The 17,623-nt window shown below is 67.1% G+C and carries 17 protein-coding genes; 15 read left to right on the forward strand and 2 right to left on the reverse strand.

What is annotated here, in order from left to right; all coding sequences use genetic code 11:
* Nucleotides 1-39 precede the first annotated feature (39 nt).
* From pyrF to rfaD, 5 genes are read left to right on the forward strand one after another with little or no spacing between them, the layout of a single operon-like run.
* On the forward strand, nucleotides 40-783 hold the full coding sequence (gene pyrF / locus CXB49_RS06310) for an orotidine-5'-phosphate decarboxylase (RefSeq protein WP_101707604.1): 744 nt from the start codon (nucleotides 40-42) through the stop codon (nucleotides 781-783).
* Nucleotides 780-2,099: a UDP-glucose/GDP-mannose dehydrogenase family protein gene (locus tag CXB49_RS06315; RefSeq protein ID WP_101707605.1), complete on the forward strand. Its 1,320-nt coding sequence runs from the start codon at nucleotides 780-782 to the stop codon at nucleotides 2,097-2,099. The genes pyrF and CXB49_RS06315 overlap by 4 nt, the downstream gene beginning before the upstream one ends.
* 11 nt (nucleotides 2,100-2,110) lie before the next feature.
* Complete coding sequence (gene rfaE1, locus CXB49_RS06320) at nucleotides 2,111-3,073, forward strand: D-glycero-beta-D-manno-heptose-7-phosphate kinase (protein ID WP_101707606.1); 963 nt, start codon at nucleotides 2,111-2,113, stop codon at nucleotides 3,071-3,073.
* 46 nt (nucleotides 3,074-3,119) lie between these two features.
* Complete coding sequence (locus CXB49_RS06325) at nucleotides 3,120-3,710, forward strand: DUF924 family protein (RefSeq protein ID WP_101707607.1); 591 nt, start codon at nucleotides 3,120-3,122, stop codon at nucleotides 3,708-3,710.
* 52 nt (nucleotides 3,711-3,762) lie between these two features.
* Entirely contained in the window at nucleotides 3,763-4,758 is a 996-nt protein-coding gene (gene rfaD / locus CXB49_RS06330; protein WP_101707608.1) for an ADP-glyceromanno-heptose 6-epimerase, read from the forward strand.
* Between the two features lie 59 nt (nucleotides 4,759-4,817).
* Here the strand turns inward: rfaD and CXB49_RS06335 are convergent, their stop codons facing one another.
* Nucleotides 4,818-5,576: an FCD domain-containing protein gene (locus CXB49_RS06335; RefSeq protein WP_101707609.1), complete on the reverse strand. Its 759-nt coding sequence runs from the start codon at nucleotides 5,574-5,576 to the stop codon at nucleotides 4,818-4,820.
* Between the two features lie 144 nt (nucleotides 5,577-5,720).
* Here CXB49_RS06335 and CXB49_RS06340 point away from each other — a divergent pair, with 144 nt between their 5' ends.
* From CXB49_RS06340 to zapE, 10 genes are all read left to right on the forward strand, one after another.
* Nucleotides 5,721-6,665 carry a chemotaxis protein gene (locus CXB49_RS06340; protein ID WP_101707610.1) on the forward strand — a complete coding sequence of 315 codons (945 nt, stop codon included), beginning with the start codon at nucleotides 5,721-5,723 and terminating at the stop codon, nucleotides 6,663-6,665.
* 52 nt (nucleotides 6,666-6,717) lie between these two features.
* Nucleotides 6,718-7,182: a hypothetical protein gene (locus tag CXB49_RS06345; protein WP_101707611.1), complete on the forward strand. Its 465-nt coding sequence runs from the start codon at nucleotides 6,718-6,720 to the stop codon at nucleotides 7,180-7,182.
* Between the two features lie 177 nt (nucleotides 7,183-7,359).
* On the forward strand, nucleotides 7,360-8,103 hold the full coding sequence (locus CXB49_RS06350) for a (Fe-S)-binding protein (protein ID WP_101707612.1): 744 nt from the start codon (nucleotides 7,360-7,362) through the stop codon (nucleotides 8,101-8,103).
* Nucleotides 8,100-8,798 carry a lactate utilization protein gene (locus tag CXB49_RS06355; protein ID WP_101707613.1) on the forward strand — a complete coding sequence of 233 codons (699 nt, stop codon included), beginning with the start codon at nucleotides 8,100-8,102 and terminating at the stop codon, nucleotides 8,796-8,798. The genes CXB49_RS06350 and CXB49_RS06355 overlap by 4 nt, the downstream gene beginning before the upstream one ends.
* The gene (locus CXB49_RS06360; protein WP_101707614.1) at nucleotides 8,795-10,252 is read left to right on the forward strand and encodes a LutB/LldF family L-lactate oxidation iron-sulfur protein; all 1,458 of its coding nucleotides are present in this window, start codon (nucleotides 8,795-8,797) and stop codon (nucleotides 10,250-10,252) included. The genes CXB49_RS06355 and CXB49_RS06360 overlap by 4 nt, the downstream gene beginning before the upstream one ends.
* Nucleotides 10,249-13,050: an FAD-binding and (Fe-S)-binding domain-containing protein gene (locus CXB49_RS06365; RefSeq protein ID WP_101707615.1), complete on the forward strand. Its 2,802-nt coding sequence runs from the start codon at nucleotides 10,249-10,251 to the stop codon at nucleotides 13,048-13,050. Before CXB49_RS06360 ends, CXB49_RS06365 begins: the two co-directional genes overlap by 4 nt.
* A 65-nt stretch (nucleotides 13,051-13,115) precedes the next feature.
* On the forward strand, nucleotides 13,116-14,006 hold the full coding sequence (cysM, locus tag CXB49_RS06370; RefSeq protein WP_101707616.1) for a cysteine synthase CysM: 891 nt from the start codon (nucleotides 13,116-13,118) through the stop codon (nucleotides 14,004-14,006).
* Between the two features lie 77 nt (nucleotides 14,007-14,083).
* Nucleotides 14,084-14,695 (forward strand): glutathione transferase, encoded by a 612-nt coding sequence (gene yfcF, locus CXB49_RS06375; RefSeq protein WP_101707617.1) that lies wholly within the window; start codon nucleotides 14,084-14,086, stop codon nucleotides 14,693-14,695.
* Nucleotides 14,696-14,746: 51 nt separating this feature from the next.
* On the forward strand, nucleotides 14,747-15,529 hold the full coding sequence (locus tag CXB49_RS06380) for an ABC transporter substrate-binding protein (protein WP_101707618.1): 783 nt from the start codon (nucleotides 14,747-14,749) through the stop codon (nucleotides 15,527-15,529).
* A gap of 79 nt (nucleotides 15,530-15,608) precedes the next feature.
* Complete coding sequence (gene zapE / locus CXB49_RS06385) at nucleotides 15,609-16,772, forward strand: cell division protein ZapE (RefSeq protein ID WP_101707619.1); 1,164 nt, start codon at nucleotides 15,609-15,611, stop codon at nucleotides 16,770-16,772.
* A gap of 12 nt (nucleotides 16,773-16,784) precedes the next feature.
* Here the strand turns inward: zapE and CXB49_RS06390 are convergent, their stop codons facing one another.
* A complete protein-coding gene (locus tag CXB49_RS06390) occupies nucleotides 16,785-17,534 on the reverse strand; it encodes an MgtC/SapB family protein (RefSeq protein ID WP_101707620.1) in 750 nt (249 codons plus the stop codon).
* Between the last annotated feature and the right edge of the window lie 89 nt (nucleotides 17,535-17,623).

Below are 17,623 nucleotides of genomic sequence, written 5' to 3' on the forward strand. Positions count from 1 at the left end.
GAGGGGCCGCGCGTTAATAATGAGAATGATGGAGCATCAATGAATCCTCTGATTGCAAGCGGTGACGCGCCGGTGGTTTCGCCGGTGGTGGTGGCGCTGGACTTCGCCGACGCCGCCGGCGCGCTGGCCTTCGCCAGCCGGCTGGATCCGTCGGAGTGCCGCCTGAAGGTGGGCAAGGAGCTGTTTACCGCCAGCGGGCGCAGCCTGGTGGAGTCGCTGGTCGCGCGCGGTTTCCAGGTTTTCCTGGACATGAAGTTCCACGATATTCCCAATACCGTGGCCCAGGCCTGCAAGGCCGCGGCCGAGGCCGGCGTGTGGATGGTCAATGTGCACGCGTCCGGCGGCCGCCGGATGATGGAGGCCGCGCGCGAGGCGCTGGCCGGCTATAGCCAGCGTCCGCTGCTGATCGCGGTGACGGTGCTGACCAGCATGGAGTCGTCGGATCTGGCCGAGATCGGCATCGACGTCTCGCCGCAGCAGCATGTGTTGCGGCTGGCCACGCTGACCCGCGATTGCGGACTGGACGGCGTGGTGTGCTCGGCGCAGGAAGCCGTGATGTTGAAGCGGGAGCTCGGCGGGGACTTCCAGCTGGTGACGCCGGGCATACGCCTGGTGGACGGCGCCACCGACGATCAGCGCCGCGTGATGACGCCGCTGGCCGCGCTGGAGGCCGGCTCCGACTATCTGGTGATCGGTCGCGCGATCACCGGCGCCGCCGACCCGCTGGCCACGCTGCGCGCCATCAACCAGGACATCGTCCGTTTCCGGGCGGGGCAGGCATGAAAGTCACCGTGATTGGTTCCGGCTACGTCGGTCTGGTGACCGGCACCTGCCTGGCGGAGACCGGCTACCACGTCTGCTGCCTGGACGTGGACCCGCGCAAGATCGAAATCCTGCAGAACGGCGGCATCCCCATTTTCGAGCCGGGCCTGGAGGACATGGTCAAGCGCAATGTCGCCGCCGGCCGCTTGCACTTCACCACCGATGTGGCCGAATCGGTCGCCTTCGGCGAAGTCCAGTTCATCGCGGTGGGCACGCCGCCGGACGAGGACGGCTCGGCTGATCTGCAATACGTGCTGGCCGCCGCGCGCAATATCGCGCGCCACATGACGGACTACCGCGTGGTGGTCGACAAGTCCACGGTTCCGGTCGGCACCGCCGACAAGGTGCGCGCCGCGATCGAGGACGAACTGGCCTTGCGCGGCGCCGACATCCCGTTCAGCGTGGTGTCGAATCCGGAGTTTTTGAAGGAAGGTGCGGCGATAGACGACTTCATGCGGCCGGACCGCGTGGTGATAGGCGTCGACGACGAGCGCGGCGCCGACATCATGCGCCGCTTGTACAAGCCGTTCCAGCGCAACCACGAGCGCGTGCTGCTGATGGACGTGCGTTCGGCCGAATTGACCAAGTACGCCGCCAACGCGATGCTGGCCACCCGCATCTCCTTCATGAACGAGCTGGCCAATCTGGCCGAGACCATGGGCGCCGATATCGAGCAGGTGCGGCTGGGCATCGGTTCCGATCCGCGCATCGGCTACCATTTCCTGTACCCGGGCGTCGGCTACGGCGGTTCCTGCTTCCCCAAGGACGTCAAGGCGCTGGTGCAGACCGCCAAGGAAAACGGCCACACGCTGCGGGTGCTCGCCGCGGTGGAGGAGGCCAACGACGCGCAGAAGCTGCGCCTGGTCGAAAAAGTGACGGCGCGCTTCGGCGAAGACCTGTCCGGCCGCCGCTTCGCGATGTGGGGCCTGGCGTTCAAGCCGAATACCGACGATATGCGCGAGGCGCCGAGCCGGGTGCTGGTGGACGAGCTGTCGCGCCGCGGCGCTGAAATCGTCGCCTACGATCCGGTGGCGGTGCGCGAGGCGCGGCGGGTGATGGGCGACAATGCCCGGCTTTCCTTCGCCGACGACATGATGGCGGCGCTGGACGGCGCCGACGCCTTGCTGATCGTCACCGAATGGAAGATGTTCCGCGCGCCGGATTTCGATCTTATCCGCAGCAGCCTGAAACAGCCGCTGATCATAGACGGGCGCAATATGTACGACCCGATCTGGCTGCGCGAGCAGGGTTTTGATTATTTGGCCATTGGCCGCTAGAGGACTGTGTTATGAGTTTGATGCAAGATCTTGGGCTGGAAAGCGCGAGCTTGGCGGGCGATCTGTCGAAAGCCCGGGTGTTGGTGGTAGGCGACGTGATGCTGGACCGCTACTGGTTCGGCGACGTCTCCCGCATCTCGCCGGAAGCGCCTGTGCCGGTAGCCCGGATCAGCCGCTGCGAGGAGCGGGCAGGCGGCGCCGCCAATGTGGCGCGCAATATCGCCGGCCTCGGCGGCAAGGCCACCATCCTGTCGGTGGTGGGGTGCGACGAGGCGGCCGACGCGTTGGAGCGCCTGCTGGTGGACGATGGCATCGCCACCTCGTTCAAGCGCGACGCCAATATCGCCACCACGGTCAAGCTGCGGGTGGTGGCGCGTCAGCAGCAACTGATACGTCTCGATTTCGAGGACGCGCCCAGCCGCGAGATTTTGACCGACAAGCTGCAGGAGTTCGCCGCGGTGGTCGCCGAGCATGATGTGGTGATCCTGTCCGACTACGGCAAGGGCGGGCTGACCCATGTGGCGGAAATGATCGACATGGCGCGCGCGGCCGGCAAGCCGGTGCTGATCGACCCGAAGGGCGACGATTACAGCAAGTATGCCGGCGCCACGCTGTTGACGCCGAACCGCAGCGAGTTCCGTCAAGTGGCGGGCAGCTGGCAGGGCGAGCAGGCTTTGACGGACAAGGCCCAGGCCTTGCGCGCGGAATTGAATCTCGATGCGCTGCTGGTGACCCGCAGCGAGGAGGGCATGACCTTGTTCCGCGCCGACGGCGCGTTGCATCAGGCGACTTTCGCGCGCGAGGTCTACGATGTGTCCGGCGCCGGCGATACCGTGATCGGCACCCTGGGCCTGGCGATGGCGGCTGGTCTGGCGTTGCCGGAGGCGATGAGCCTGGCCAACGCCGCGGCCGGCGTGGTGGTGGGCAAGCTGGGCACCGCGGTCTGCACGCAGCGCGAGTTGTTCGCTTTGTAAAGAGGCGTCCGGCATGCCGGACGCGTTCAGTTGTCGAGGAGCGGCGATGTCGATTTTGAGCGCGAATCCGGCGCGGGAGGTTCTGGCGTTCTGGTTTGGCGGCGTGGACGCCGCCAGGCTCGGCACGCCGCGCGAGATCTGGTTCCGTCGCGACGATGCGTTCGACGCCGCCATCCGACAGCGCTTTCTGCCGCTTTGGTCGCGACTGGAGCGGGAAGAGTGGTCCATCGACGCCGGTGATGCCGGCGAGGCGCTGGCCTGGCTGATCGTGGCCGACCAGTTTTCGCGCAATCTGTTTCGCGGCGAGGCGATGGCGTTTGCCTGCGACGAAAAGGCGCGCGTCGGCGCGACGCTGGCGCTGGAGCATGGACTGGATCAGCTATTGCCGCCTGTGGCCAGGATATTCGTCTATCTGCCGTTCGAGCATAGCGAGGACCAGGACGACCAGCGGCGTTCGGTCCAGCTGTTTTCCGCGCTGGACGCCGTTTTGCCCGGCTCCAGCTATCTTGATTACGCCAGGCGGCATCAGCAGGTGATCGCCGAATTCGGCCGTTTCCCGCACCGCAACGCGGCGCTGGGCCGAACCAGCACCGCCGCCGAGCTCGCTTATCTGGCCACGCCGGGCGCGGGTTTTTGAACAACTTAAATTGCCGGGCGTCGAAAGCCCGTCACAGAGCAAGGATCAACACATGACTATCGTCGTCACCGGCGCCGCCGGCTTCATCGGTTCCAACCTGGTCAAGGGTCTTAACCAGCGCGGCATCACCGACATCATCGCCGTCGACAATCTCAGCAGCGGCGACAAATTCCACAATCTGGTCGATTGCGAGATATCGCACTATCTGGACAAGCATGAGTTTCTGCACCTGCTGCTGGACGGGGAGTACGAGGGCGAGCTGTCCGCCATCCTGCACCAGGGCGCGTGCTCGGACACGATGAACCACGACGGCAAGTACATGATGGACAACAACTATCAGTACACGCTGGCCTTGTTCGACTACTGTCAGCATCAGGAAATCCAGTTCCTGTTCGCCTCCAGCGCCGCCACTTACGGCAAGGGCACGGTGTTCAAGGAAGAGCGCCAGTACGAGGGTCCGTTGAATGTCTACGGCTATTCCAAGTTCCTGTTCGACCAGGTGCTGCGCCAGCGGATGAAGGAAGGCCTGACCGCGCAGGCGGCCGGTTTCCGCTATTTCAACGTCTATGGTCCGCGCGAGCAGCACAAGGGCCGGATGGCGTCGGTGGCCTTCCACCATTTCAACCAGTATCGCGAGCATGGCAAGGTCAAGCTGTTCGGCGGCTGGGACGGTTGGGGCGACGGCATGCAGAGCCGCGATTTCGTCTCGGTGGAGGACGTGGTCAAGGTCAATCTGCATTTCCTCGACAATCCGGGCAAGAGCGGCATCTACAATCTGGGCAGCGGCCGTTCGCAGCCGTTCAACGACGTCGCGCAAGCCACCGTCAACGCCTGCCGCCGCCATGAGGGCAAGCCGGCGCTGACGCTGGACGAGATGGTGCAGCAGGGCATCGTCGAATACGTTCCGTTCCCGGACGCCTTGAAGGGCAAGTACCAGAGCTTTACCCAGGCCGACATCGGCAAGCTGCGCGAGGCTGGTTACGAGACCGCGATGCTGTCGGTCGACGAGGGCGTCAATCGTTATGTCGATTGGATGATCGGCCGCTGAGTCCAGCCGGATTCGCGGAAAAACAGGCCGCGCCATCGATAGATGGCGCGGTTTTTTTTTCAGGCCTCGGATTGCCGCAGCCGGGTCCGGGCGTCGCGTTCGTCCTGCCGGCCTTGGGCCCGCAGCGTGTCGGCGACGAAGTCGATATGCTGCTCGGCGGCCTGCCGGGCGGCGTCGGGCTGGCGATCGCGGATCGCCTGCCAGATCGCCAGATGCTGGCCGCGCAAGGCCTCGGCGACTTCGCCGGCGGCGAACAGCTTGGCGACATTGTCGTGGATGTGGCGGCGCAGCACCGTCAGCAGGCTGGCGGACAGTTGGACGAAGAGCGCATTGTGCGAGGCTTCGGCCACCGTCCGGTGGAATTCGGCGTCGGACTGCGCCTGCGCGGCCAGATCGCCGCCGCGGTAGGCCTGCTGCAAGCGTTCGATGCAGCGTTGCAGCTGCTGCAGGTCCGCCGCGGTGGCGCGGCTGGCGGCGTGGTGGGCCGCCGCGCCTTCCAGCACGCGGCGGAATTCCAGCAGATCGCCATGCAGCGCCTGGTGCTGGCGCAATAGCGTCTCCCATGGGTCGGAGAAGGAGGCTTCCAGCCTGTCGGTGACCCAGGTGCCGCCGCCCTGGCGGCTGGCGAGCAGGCCGCGCGAAGCCAGTTGCTGGATCGCCTCGCGCAGCGACGGCCGCGACACGCCCAATTCTTCGGCCAGGCGCCGTTCGGGCGGCAGGCGGTCGCCCGGCTTCAATACGCCGTCCAGGATGCGTTTTTCCAGCTGCTGCACGATGACATCGGACAGTTTGGGCAGGGCGACTTTGGGGTAGGCCATCTGGGGTGTCGGCAATGGGCGCATGGGTCTGACCGGATGGCCAAGCATAGCAGAATGCGCGGGCGGCGATCATCGAGTAGCCAAGGCTCGCCGATTTGGGATATTTGCTATAAAGACGTACTGTCCTTTGCCCGGAGCACCGTGATGTCGGACCTGCTGAAGAAGATCGATGCCCGCACCAAGCTGGCCGGCACCAACAAGCTGGAAATCCTGCTGTTCTCGCTGGGCAACGACCAGCGCACCGGCCGCAAGGAGGTATTCGGCATCAATGTGTTCAAGGTGCGCGAGGTGATGCGCACGCCGGAAATCACCACGGCGCCGGAAATGCCGGCCTCGGTCGAGGGCATGGTCAGCTTGCGCGGCGCGCTGGTGCCGGTGATCGATCTGGGAAAATATACCGGCATCGTGACCAGCAACCGGCCCGAGATCATGATCGTCACCGAATACAACGGCCATACCCAGGGCTTTCTGGTGGAGGCGGTGGACACGATTCTGCGGCTGGACTGGTCGGCGATGCGGGTGCCCCCCGACATGATCACCAATCGGATGGCGGGCCTGGTCACCGCGGTCACCGAGCTCGACAACGGCACGCTGGTGATGATGATGGACGTCGAGAAGGTGCTGGCCGAAACCTGCCTGGCGGACGAGGTCCAGAACTATATCTCGATCGAGCCGGTGAAAGAGGATCGCCACATCTTCTTCGCCGACGACAGCGCGGTGGCGCGCAAGCAGATCGAACGCACGCTGGAGGCGATGCATATCCGTTATTCGTCGGAAATGAACGGCATGCGCGGTTGGGAAACGCTGCAGAAGATGGCGCAGCAGGCGGAGGCGGCCGGACGCAAGCTTTCCGAAGACCTGCATCTGATCCTGACCGATGTGGAGATGCCGGAGATGGACGGTTACATGCTGACCAAGATGATCAAGGACGACGCGCGTTTCGCCGGCATCCCGGTTTTGATGCACTCGTCGCTGTCCGGCATGGCCAACAAGAAACTGGGCGAGTCGGTGGGCGTCGACGCCTATGTGTCCAAGGACGAGCCGCAGAAGCTGGCCAGCAAGCTCAGGGAGATGCTGTTCGCCGAGTAGAGAGGTCGGTCCGCTGTCGCAAAAGACTTTGAACAGGCTTCAAGGGGATGAGATGCACGAACTCGGTCTGACGCGTCTGTATCTGTTGCGCGCGATGTATCTGTTCATCGCGGTGGGTCTGGGCATCAATTTCTGGCCCGGCCTGATCTACCCGCCGCCGACGGCGTCCGGACCGGGCACGGTGGTGCAGGCGCTGCTGGGGACGCTGGCCTTGCTGGCCGCGCTGGGCGTGCGCTACCCGGTGCGTCTGTTGCCGCTATTGATTTTCGAGCTGATCTGGAAGCTGGTCTGGGTGATCGCTTACGGTTGGCCCGCATGGCGCGCCGGACATATGGACGCCTATGCCTCCGGCACCTTGTTCGCCTGCATGATAGGCATCGTGCTCGTGCCGTTGGCGCTGCCCTGGCGCTATGTCTGCCGGACTTTCGCGCTTGAGCGCGGCGACCGCTGGTTGCGGTCGAGCGACGCCTCGCAGACTGGAGAGCGTCCGGTGGTGTCGCCCGGACGCAATGGGTGAGGCTGTCGGACGCGGCTGGCAAGGCCCTGCGGCAGGCCGGCAACGATGGCCGCTGGAAGCGGCGCCGTCCGGCTGAGCGCCATCCGGACAGCTCGACGTCATATTGACGAGCGCAAGTCATTGGCTCTACAGTGGTTTTCATGATGTTAATTGGTCTGACCAATTTTCAGGAAAACCATGACAAGGCCTACCGATGTTTATTTGTTCGGCACCTGCCTGCTTGATCTGTTCCTGCCCGAGGCCGGTCTCGACGCCATCGCGCTGCTGGAACGGCTGGGCATGCGGGTGCATTATCCCCAGGCCCAGAGTTGCTGCGGCCAGCCGGCTTACACCAGCGGTCATCCCGGGCAGGCCCTGGCGGTGGCGCGCGCGCAGCTGGCCTGTTTCCCCGAGGACTGGCCCATCGTGGTGCCGTCCGGTTCCTGCGGCGGCATGATCAAGCACCATTGGCCGCGGCTGTTCGCCGGAGAGGCGGACGAGGCGGCGGCCCGCGCTGTCGCGGCGCGGGTGGCGGAGCTTTCCGATTTCCTGCTGAACCGTCTCGACTGGCGGCCCGACGATGTGGGTCCGCCGGTGACGGTGGCGGTCCATACCTCCTGTTCGGCGCGGCGCGAGATGGATGTCCACCAGTCCTGTTGGACCTTGCTGGACCGGCTGCGTAACGTCGAGCGGGTGGTCCACGATCACGAGTCCGAGTGCTGCGGCTTCGGCGGCACGTTTTCGATCAAGCATCCCGACATCGCCGGCGCGATGGTCACGGACAAGGCGCGCTCGTTGCGGGACAGCGGCGCGGTGGCGTTCGTCACCGCCGACGCCGGCTGCCTGCTGAACATTAACGGCAAGCTGGGGCAGTGCGGCGACGCCTTCCATGGCCGCCATCTGGCCAGTTTCCTGCTGGAGAGAACCGGGGGGCGGCGATGAGCGCGCGCGACGCCATTCTGGCCAAGCTGAGCGCCGCGCCGCGCCAGGCGCTTGTCCGGCCGGATCTGGCCGGCCATTTCCAGCGCTTCGCCGACCGCGACGGCGAGATCGCCCGGCTGCGCCGCTGGGCGGCGGCGATGCGCGCGGCGAAGACCGAGATCCTGTGGACGCGCGAGGCGGATTGGGACGCGGCGCTGGCCGGCTGGCTGGCCGCGCATCCGCAACCGTCCTTGCTGCTGCCGGACGCGCCGCCTGGCCGCAGGCTGGCGCGTCGCCTGGAGGGCGCTGAGAACGCGCCGCGCCTCGTCTGCTTCGACCGCGAACTGGATGGCTGGAAGGCCGAGCTGTTCGACATCGCCGCCGGTTTCACCACCGTCCGCTGCGGCATCGCCGCCACCGGCACGCTGGTGTTGTGGCCGGACGAGGCCCAGCCGCGCACGATGAGTCTAGTGCCGCCCTTGCACATCGCCCTGTTCGACGCCGCCGCGCTGTACCCGGATTTTTATTCGGCGATGCGGGGCGAGCGCTGGGCCGACGGCATGCCCACCAACGCCTTGCTGATCTCCGGCCCGTCCAAGACCGCCGACATCCAGCAGACGCTGGCCTACGGCGCGCACGGGCCGCGCGAGCTGCTGGTGGTGGCGCTGCTCCCGCCGCATGTCGACATGGCCGAGCTGGAAGGGGAGGCGCGATGAGGGCGCAGACCGTCACCATCCACCGGTCCCGCGCGTTCAAGGACAATGCCCGCGCCGCGCTGGCCGACGACAAGCTGCGGGCCAGTCTGCGCGGCGCGATGGATTTCCTGATGGACAAGCGTCTGGCCGCCTTTCCGGACGAGGAGGAGCTCGCGGCGCTGCGCGCGCTGGGCGAAGGCATACGCCGGCGCTGCCTGTCCAGGTTGCCGGAGCTGCTGGAGCAGCTGGAGCAGCAGCTCGCCGCCAACGGCGTCCGGGTGCATTGGGCCGAGACGCCGGCCGACGCCAACCGCATCATCCACGACATCGTCGAAGCCCGGCGCGGCAAACTGGTGGTGAAGGGCAAGTCCATGGTCAGCGAGGAGATCGAGCTGAACCACTACCTGGAAGCACGCGGCGTCGAGGCGGTGGAGAGCGATATGGGCGAATACATCGTTCAGCTTGCCGGCGAGAAGCCCACCCATATCATCATGCCGGCCATCCACAAGACCAAGCAGGACATCGCCCTGCTGTTCCATGAGCGGTTGCCGGACACGCCGTACACCGAGGACGTGGACGAGCTGATCCAGATCGGCCGCCGCGTGCTGCGGCGAAAGTATCTGGACGCCGACGTCGGCTTGTCCGGCGTCAACTTCGCCGTCGCCGAGACCGGCACGCTGTGCCTGGTGGAAAACGAGGGCAACGGCCGCATGTGCACCACGGTGCCGGATGTGCACGTCGCCGTCACCGGCATCGAGAAGGTGGTGGAGAAGCTGGAGGACGTGGTCCCGCTGTACAGCCTGCTGACCCGCTCCGCGATAGGCCAGCTCATCACCACCTACTTCAACATGATCAGCGGGCCGCGAAAGCCCGGCGAGAAGGACGGTCCGCGCGAGGTGCACCTGGTGCTGCTGGACAACGGCCGCAGCCAGGCCTACGCCGACGAGCAGTTGCGCAAGACCTTGCAATGCATACGCTGCGGCGCCTGCATGAACCACTGCCCGGTCTATACCCGCATCGGCGGCCACGCCTACGGCACCACCTATCCGGGGCCGATAGGCGAGATCATCTCGCCGCATCTGCTGGGCCTGGCCGACACGCGCGATCTGCCGACGGCGTCCAGCCTGTGCGGCGCCTGCGCCGAGGTGTGCCCGGTGCGCATTCCGATTCCGGAGATGCTGATGCGGCTGCGCGAGGAGAGCCAGCGGCCGGCCGGCGAGCCGGTGGCGCATCCGCTCGCCGGCCAGGGCGCGGCGGCCAGCGCGGCGGAACGCGCCGCGTGGACGGGCTGGCGCCTGGTCAACGCCTCGCCGGCGCTGTACCGCTTGTTCGGCTGGACGGCGACGCGGCTGCGCAGGCTGACGCCGGCGAAGCAGCCGGGTTGGACGCAGAACCATCTGCCGCTGACGCCGGCGCCGAAGACGCTGCACGAGCTGGTGCGCGAGCGCGAGGCTGAAAAGGGGAGGCCGGCATGACGCCCGCCCACGCCGCCTTCCTCGACGATCTGCGCCGGGCGATGCCGGCATCGCGCATTTTCACCGACCCGCTGTCGACGCTGGCCTACGGCACCGACGCCAGTTGCTACCGCCTGCAACCGCAGATCGTCGCCCGGGTAGACAGCGAGACCGAGGTGGGCGATCTGCTGCGGCTGGCCCGGCGGCACCGCGTCGCCGTCACTTTCCGCGCGGCCGGCACCAGCCTGTCGGGCCAGGCGGTGTCGGACTCGGTGCTGGCGCTGCTCGGCGACGGCTTCAACCGGGGCGAGGTGCTGGACGGCGGCGCGCGCATCCGGCTGGGGCCCGGCATGATAGGCGCGCACGCCAATGCGATGCTGGCGCCGTACGGACGCAAGCTCGGACCCGATCCGGCGTCGATAGACACCGCCAAGATAGGCGGCATCGCCGCCAACAACTCCAGCGGCATGTGCTGCGGCACCCGCGACAACAGCTATCACACAATGCAGGCGATACGGCTGATGCTGGTCGACGGCACGGTGCTGGACAGCGCCGATCCGGCCAGCGTGGCGGCGTTTCGCCACTCGCACGCCGGCCTGCTGGGCGCGCTGGCGCAACTGTCGGGCGAGCTGGCCGGCGACGTCGAGCTGGCCGCCAGGGTCAGGCGCAAGTACCGCTTGAAGAACACCACCGGCTACGGCATCAACGCCTTGCTGGATTTCGCCGATCCGCTGGAGATGCTGACTCATCTGCTGATCGGCTCCGAGGGCACGCTGGGCTTCATCGCCGAAATCACCTTCCACGCGGTGGTCGAGCATCCGCACAAGGCGTCGGCGCTGGTTTGCTTCGACGATCTGCGGCACTGCTGCCGCGCGGTGTCGGCGCTGGGCGAGGCGAGGGCGCGCCACGGCGTGTCGGCGGTGGAGCTGATAGACAGCCGCAGCCTGCGCGCGGTGCAGGGCAAGCCGGAACTGCCGGACTTCCTGCGCCGGCCGGTGGGGCCGAACAGCGCCTGTCTGCTGATCGAGCTGCGCGCCGGCGGCGCGGCGCAGCTGGACGAGCATGTCGAGGCGATATCGGGCCTGTTGGCCGGCTTCGAGCCGCAGCTGTCCAGCGGCTTCAGCCGCGACGCGGGCGTGTGCGCCGGCTATTGGGCGCTGCGCAAGGGCCTGTTCCCGGCGGTGGGCGCCGCGCGGCGGACCGGGACGACGGTGGTCATCGAGGACGTGGCCTTCCCGGTCCCGCGGCTGGCCGACGGCGTCGCCGGGCTGACCGCGCTGTTCGATCGGCATGGCTACGACGAGGCGCTGCTGTTCGGCCACGCGCTGGACGGCAATCTGCACTTCGTGTTCGCGCCCGGCTTCGACAGTCCGGCCGAGGTGGCGCGTTACGCCGCCTTCATGCAGGACGTCAGCGACCTGGTGGCCGGCGAGTACGACGGCTCGCTGAAGGCCGAGCACGGCACCGGCCGCAATGTCGCGCCCTTCGTCCGCCAGGAGTGGGGCGACGCGGCGTGGAACATCATGCGCCGCATCAAGGCGCTGTTCGATCCGGACGGCCTGCTGAACCCCGACGTCATCATCACCGACAACGACAGGCTGCACCTGGAGAACCTGAAGCTCATGCCGGCCGCCGACGACATCGTCGACCGCTGCACCGAGTGCGGCTTCTGCGAGTCGGCCTGTCCGTCGCACGGCCTGACGCTGAGCCCGCGCCAGCGCATCGCGGTCTGGCGCCGCATCCGCCAGCTGGAGCGGGACGGCGGCGGCGAGGCGGAGCTGGCGGCGCTGCAATCCGGCTACCGCTACCGCGCGATAGCCACCTGCGCCGCCACCGGCATGTGCGCGACGCGTTGCCCGGTCGGCGTCGATACCGGCCAGCTGATGCAGCGGCTGCGGGGGCCATCCCGGCATCCCGGCCTGGCCCGCTTCGCCGCCCGGCATATGGCGTCGATGACGGCGGCGGTCCGGACCGGTTTGAGGCTGGCGCATCTGGCCGGCGGGCGCGGGACCATCCCGCTGATCCCGGTCGCCTTGCCCCGCGCCGCCGCGCCGTTGCCGGCGCCGGGCGGCGACGGCGAGCCGGTGGTGTTGCTGGTCAGCTGCGTCAACCGCGCGCTGGCCGATGGCGACGACGGACAGTCCTCGGCGTTCCACACGGTCAATCTGCTGCGCCGAGCCGGTTTCGCCCCGGTTTATCCTCCGGGCCACGACGGTCTGTGCTGCGGCCAGCCGTTCGCCTCGGCCAATGCCGCCGAGGCGCTGGCCGTCAGCGGGCGCGCGCTGAACGCCGCGCTGTTGCGGGCCAGCGACGACGGCCGTCATCCGGTCTATCTGGACAATGGCCCGTGCGCGGCGCGGGTCCTGCAGGCGCAGCGCGACGGCCTGCTCGACGCCCGGCTTCAGCTGGGCGAGGCCGCCGGCTTTCTCGCCGAACGTGTCCTGCCCAGGCTGACGATACGGCGGCGGCGGCCGGAATTGGCGCTGCACATCCCCTGCAGCGTCACCGCTATCGGCGCGGCCGGCCATCTGCGGCGGCTGGCCGCCAGCTGCTGCGAGCGGCTGACGGTGCCGGACATCGCCTGCTGCGGCTTTGCCGGCGTCAAAGGCTTCACGGCGCCGGAATTGAACGCGCATAGCCTGAGGCGGCTGGCGCCGGCCTTGCCGGCGGCCTGCCGGCACGGCGTGTCGATGAGCCGCAGCTGCCAGATCGGCCTGAGCGAGCACGGCGGCATCGCCTACCGCGGCATCGAGGCGTTGCTGGACGCCTGCAGCGGCGAGGAGTCGGAATCGTCTGCTTACCGATGGTTATTAGATTAGACAGAACGATTTCGTATCTGCTGATAGCCAATCGTTATAATGGGGCCAGTTCTGGGAGAGCCTCTGTGTACAAATATCTGGAAGATTTCGTCGGCGGCACGCCGCTGGTCAGGCTGAAGCGTCTGCCGGCCGGCAATGGCAATGTGGTGTTGCTGAAGCTGGAGGGCAACAATCCGGCCGGCTCGGTCAAGGACAGGCCGGCGCTGTCGATGATACGGCGCGCCGAGCGGCGCGGCGACATCCGGCCCGGCGACACGCTGATCGAGCCCACCAGCGGCAACACCGGCATCGCGCTGGCGATGGCGGCGGCGATGATGGGCTACCGAATGGTGCTGATCATGCCGGAAAACTCCAGCGCCGAGCGGGTGCAGGCGATGCGCGCCTACGGCGCCGAGGTGATTCTGACGCCGGCCGCCGGTTCGATGCCGGCGGCGATAGACCTGGCGCGCAGCATGGAGGCGGCCGGCCAGGGCCGCATCCTGGACCAGTTCGCCAATCCGGACAATCCGCAGGCGCATTACGAGACCACTGGTCCGGAAATCTGGGCCGACACCGGAGGCGGCATCACCCATTTCGTCTCCAGCATGGGCACGACCGGCACCATCATGGGCACAGGCCGCTTTCTGAAGGAAAGAAATGCGGAAATCCGCGTCATCGGCGTCCATCCGGAGCCGGGCAGCCAGATCGCCGGCATCCGCAAGTGGGAAGACCCATATGTGCCGAAAATCTGCGATTTCTCGCGGATAGACGAAATCCAGCAGGTGGGCCAGCGGGAGGCCGAGGACACCGCGCGGCTGCTGGCGCGACACGAGGGCATACTGGCCGGGCCGTCGTCAGGCGGCGCGCTGGCGGTGGCCTTGCGGCTGGACGCCCAGCTGAGGGGCGCGGTCATCGTGTCCGTGGTTTGCGACCGCGGCGACCGCTATCTGTCCACCGGATTGTTCGACCAGGCTTGACGCCGTGTCGTCCGCCGCCTGCTTGGCAGCGGGCGGTTTGACGATTAGCATGGCATTTTGTTGAAAGATACGCCGATATGCTGCAACTTTATGTCGATCAGGGTTTTCTCAGTCCGTATGCGATGGCCGTCTTCGTCGCGCTGAGCGAGAAGGGGTTGCCCTTCGACGTGCGGACTCGCGACCTGGGCCACGGCGAACAGTTCGAACCGGCCTACCGCGAGCAGTCGCTGACCTCCCGCGTGCCGACGCTGCTGGACGGTGCCTTCTCGCTCAGCGAATCGTCGGCCATCATCGAATATCTGGACGAGGCCTATCCCGCCACGGTCCGCGCGTTGCCGGCGGCGCTGAAGGCCCGCGCCCGCGCCCGTCAGCTGCAGGCCTGGTTGCGCAGTGACCTGCTGGCGCTGCGCAACGAGCGCAGCACCGAGACGGTGTTCGGCCGCCAAGCGGCCGCGCCCTTGGGCGAGGCGGCGCGCGCGGCGGCGGACAAGCTGATCGCGGTGGCCGAGGCGGTGGTGCCGGCCGATGGCGGCGAGCTGTTCGGCGACTGGTGCGTGGTGGACGCCGAGCTGGCGCTGCTGCTGAAGCGCCTGACGGCGGACGAACTGCCGCCGCGGCTGGCCGCTTACGCCGAGCGGCAGTGGCGGCGGCCGTCGCTGGCCGACTGGCGCGCCAGACAGATTCGCTGAGCCGGTTTCGCCCGCTCTATACTGCGGGAAAGAAGGCAGGGGACGGGGACGATGAGTGTCAGGAGAATGGGCTTCAGATTGTGGGCCGCCCTGTTGCTGGCTTGCGCCGGCGCGCCGGCGGACGCGGCGGCGCGCGATCTGTATTTCGTCACCCAGCTGTTTCCCCCGTTCATCACCGAAGGCGCCGGCGGCAAGCTGGATGGCGCGATGATCGTCATTCTGCGCGAGGCCTGCCGGCGGGCCGACTGGAACTGCACCGTCCAGGCCATGGTATGGAAACGGGCTTTGCTGACCATCAGTCAAGGTGGCGCCGACGGCCTGGTGCTGGCGCAGGACGCGCCGGAACGGCGCGCGGTGATGGAGCTGTCCAAACCGGTGCTGGCCAGTAGCTACGGCCTGTATGCGAAAAACGGCAGCGCTCTGCGCTACCGCGGACCGAGCGATCTCGCCGGCCGGACCGTAGCGGTGTACGGCCCGTCGCTGTCGCAGGCCAATAGCGAGCGGCTGATACAGGGCGTGCCCGGCGCGAGGCTGGCGGTGGAGCCGGATCCAGAGACGGTACTGCGCAAGATGGCGGCCGGCCGTTACGGCGGCGAGGCGGTGGCGTTTTCCAACGACGACGTCGCGCGCTACTGGATGCGGCGGGACGGTCTGGCCAATCTGAACAAGCTGGCCGAGGTCAGGCAGCTGACCTATCTGTACGGCTTCACCCGCAGCCGGGTGCGGACCGGCATGCTGGAGACCTTCAACCGCGCGCTCGACGACATGTGCCGCGACGGCAGCCTGAAACGACTGGCGGCGCCGTCCGGCATACGGCTGGCATCCTGCCGCTGAGCGGGCAAAGCGGTTATCATCTGGGATTCACGCCGCGCCGCGCGAGCGGCGCTCAACGCAGCGCAGAACAAGCATAGACATGTCGCAACACACATTCTCCCCGGACGAGAACGTCCACTGCAGCCCCAAGGGCTGGTATCGGATGGCCAGCGAGAAGCCCGGCTTCATCCACGACGAGGCGCAGGCCGCGGCGATCGAGCAGCTGGACCGGCTGTGGCACGCGCTGGTGGACTTCAAGGCCAAGCGCAACCGCTTTCTCGGCCGCAGCCTGCGCAGCCCGGACGTGCCGCGCGGCCTGTACTTCTGGGGCGGCGTCGGGCGGGGCAAGAGCTTCCTGATGGACGCCTTCTACGCCTGCGTGCCGTACCGCAGGAAGCGCCGCATCCATTTCCACAATTTCATGGCGGAAACGCACCGCGAGCTGAAGAAGCTGGCCGGCGGCAAGGATCCGCTGCTGGCCTACGCCGACCAGATCGCCAAGACGACGCGGCTGCTGTGTTTCGACGAATTCCACGTTTCCGACATCGCCGACGCGATGATACTGGGCCGGCTGCTGTCGGCGCTGCTGGAGCGCGGTGTGGTCGTGGTGACCACATCGAACTACGCGCCGGACGATCTGTATCCCAACGGCCTGCAACGGCAGAATTTCCTGCCGACGATAGCGCTGATCAAGCGCGAGATGGACGTGCTGAACGTCGACGGCGGCAATGACTACCGCTTGCGCGAGCTGACGCGCGAGCCGCTGTTCATGGTGCCGGCCGACGAGGACAGCGAGCGGCGGATGGAGCAGCTGTTCCGCAAGGTCGGCACCGGCGCCGAGCTGCCGCAGAAGTCCATCGCGGTGCTGGGCCGCGAGATTCCGGTCAGGCGGCTGTCGCCGGGCGTGGCCTGGTTCGATTTCGCCGCGCTGTGCGACGGCCCGCGCGCGCAGACCGACTATCTGGAGATCGCCAGTGAATTCCACACGGTGTTCGTGTCCGGCATTCCCAGGCTTTCGTCGAAGCAGGCGTCGGTCGCGCGGCGCTTCACCTGGCTGGTCGACGTGTTCTACGACAACCGCGTCAAGCTGATCGCCTCGGCCGCCGCCGCGCCCGAGGAAATCTACACCGAGGGTCTGCAGGCCGGCGAATTCTTCCGCACCGCCAGCCGGCTGACCGAGATGCAGTCGAAGAGCTATCTGGAGCTGCCGCACCAGTCTATGGCGCAAAGCCACGACCAGCCGCCGCCGGGCGTGGTGTCGTAGCCGGCGGCGCGCTCAGTTGCGCGCCGGCTGGATGTCCAGTTCCTGGATGTGGTCGGCCGCCATGATGTCGCGCGACAGGTCCACCACGCTGATGAAGGTGCGGCGGTTGCGCGCCGAGATCATGAAGGTCCAGCGGGTGCCGACCTGGTCGGCCTGTATGCTGACGCTCTCGTCGTGCAGCAACAGGCCGAAGCGTTCCAGCCGCGCCGCCAGCTTCTCCACCGACCAGTTGTGCGTCGGATCGAGCCGGATGGTGATGAACAGGCTGACCCGGCGCGGCAGGATGTGCTCGATGCGGTTGACCACGACGACGAAGGCCATGCACAGCAAGGTCATCGCGATGGCCGCGCCGTAGAAGCCGACGCCGACCAGGATGCCGATCACCGACGACATCCACACCGAGGCGGCCGAGGTCAGGCCGCTGATGCTCAAGCCCTCCTTCATGATCATGCCGGCGCCGAGAAAACCGATGCCGGTCAGCACGCCCTGCGCCACGCGGGTCATGTCGCCGTGCACCGTGTCGGGGTTGTGGCCGCCGTACCAGAAGCCGGAATAGCCGATGATGCTGATCGCCGCGGCCGAGGCCATGCAGACCAGGCCGTAGGTGCGCATGCCGGCGGCGCGGCCGTTGTACCAGCGTTCGTAACCGAGCAGGCTGCCCAGCAGCAGGCCGCCGAGCAGATTGGCGATCAGCAGCAGATTGACCTCGCACTTCGTTCCGCTCCAGTACAGCTCGGTCAGTTGCTGCCAGCTTAGATCCATGTTTTTCTCCCCGTTTTCAGTGCCTGTTCGCAGGCGCTTGCGGCGTTGTCGTCGATGCCACGATGATTGCATATCCTGCGGTTTTTCCC

Source organism: Chromobacterium sp. ATCC 53434 (assembly GCF_002848345.1).
Lineage (GTDB): Bacteria > Pseudomonadota > Gammaproteobacteria > Burkholderiales > Chromobacteriaceae > Chromobacterium.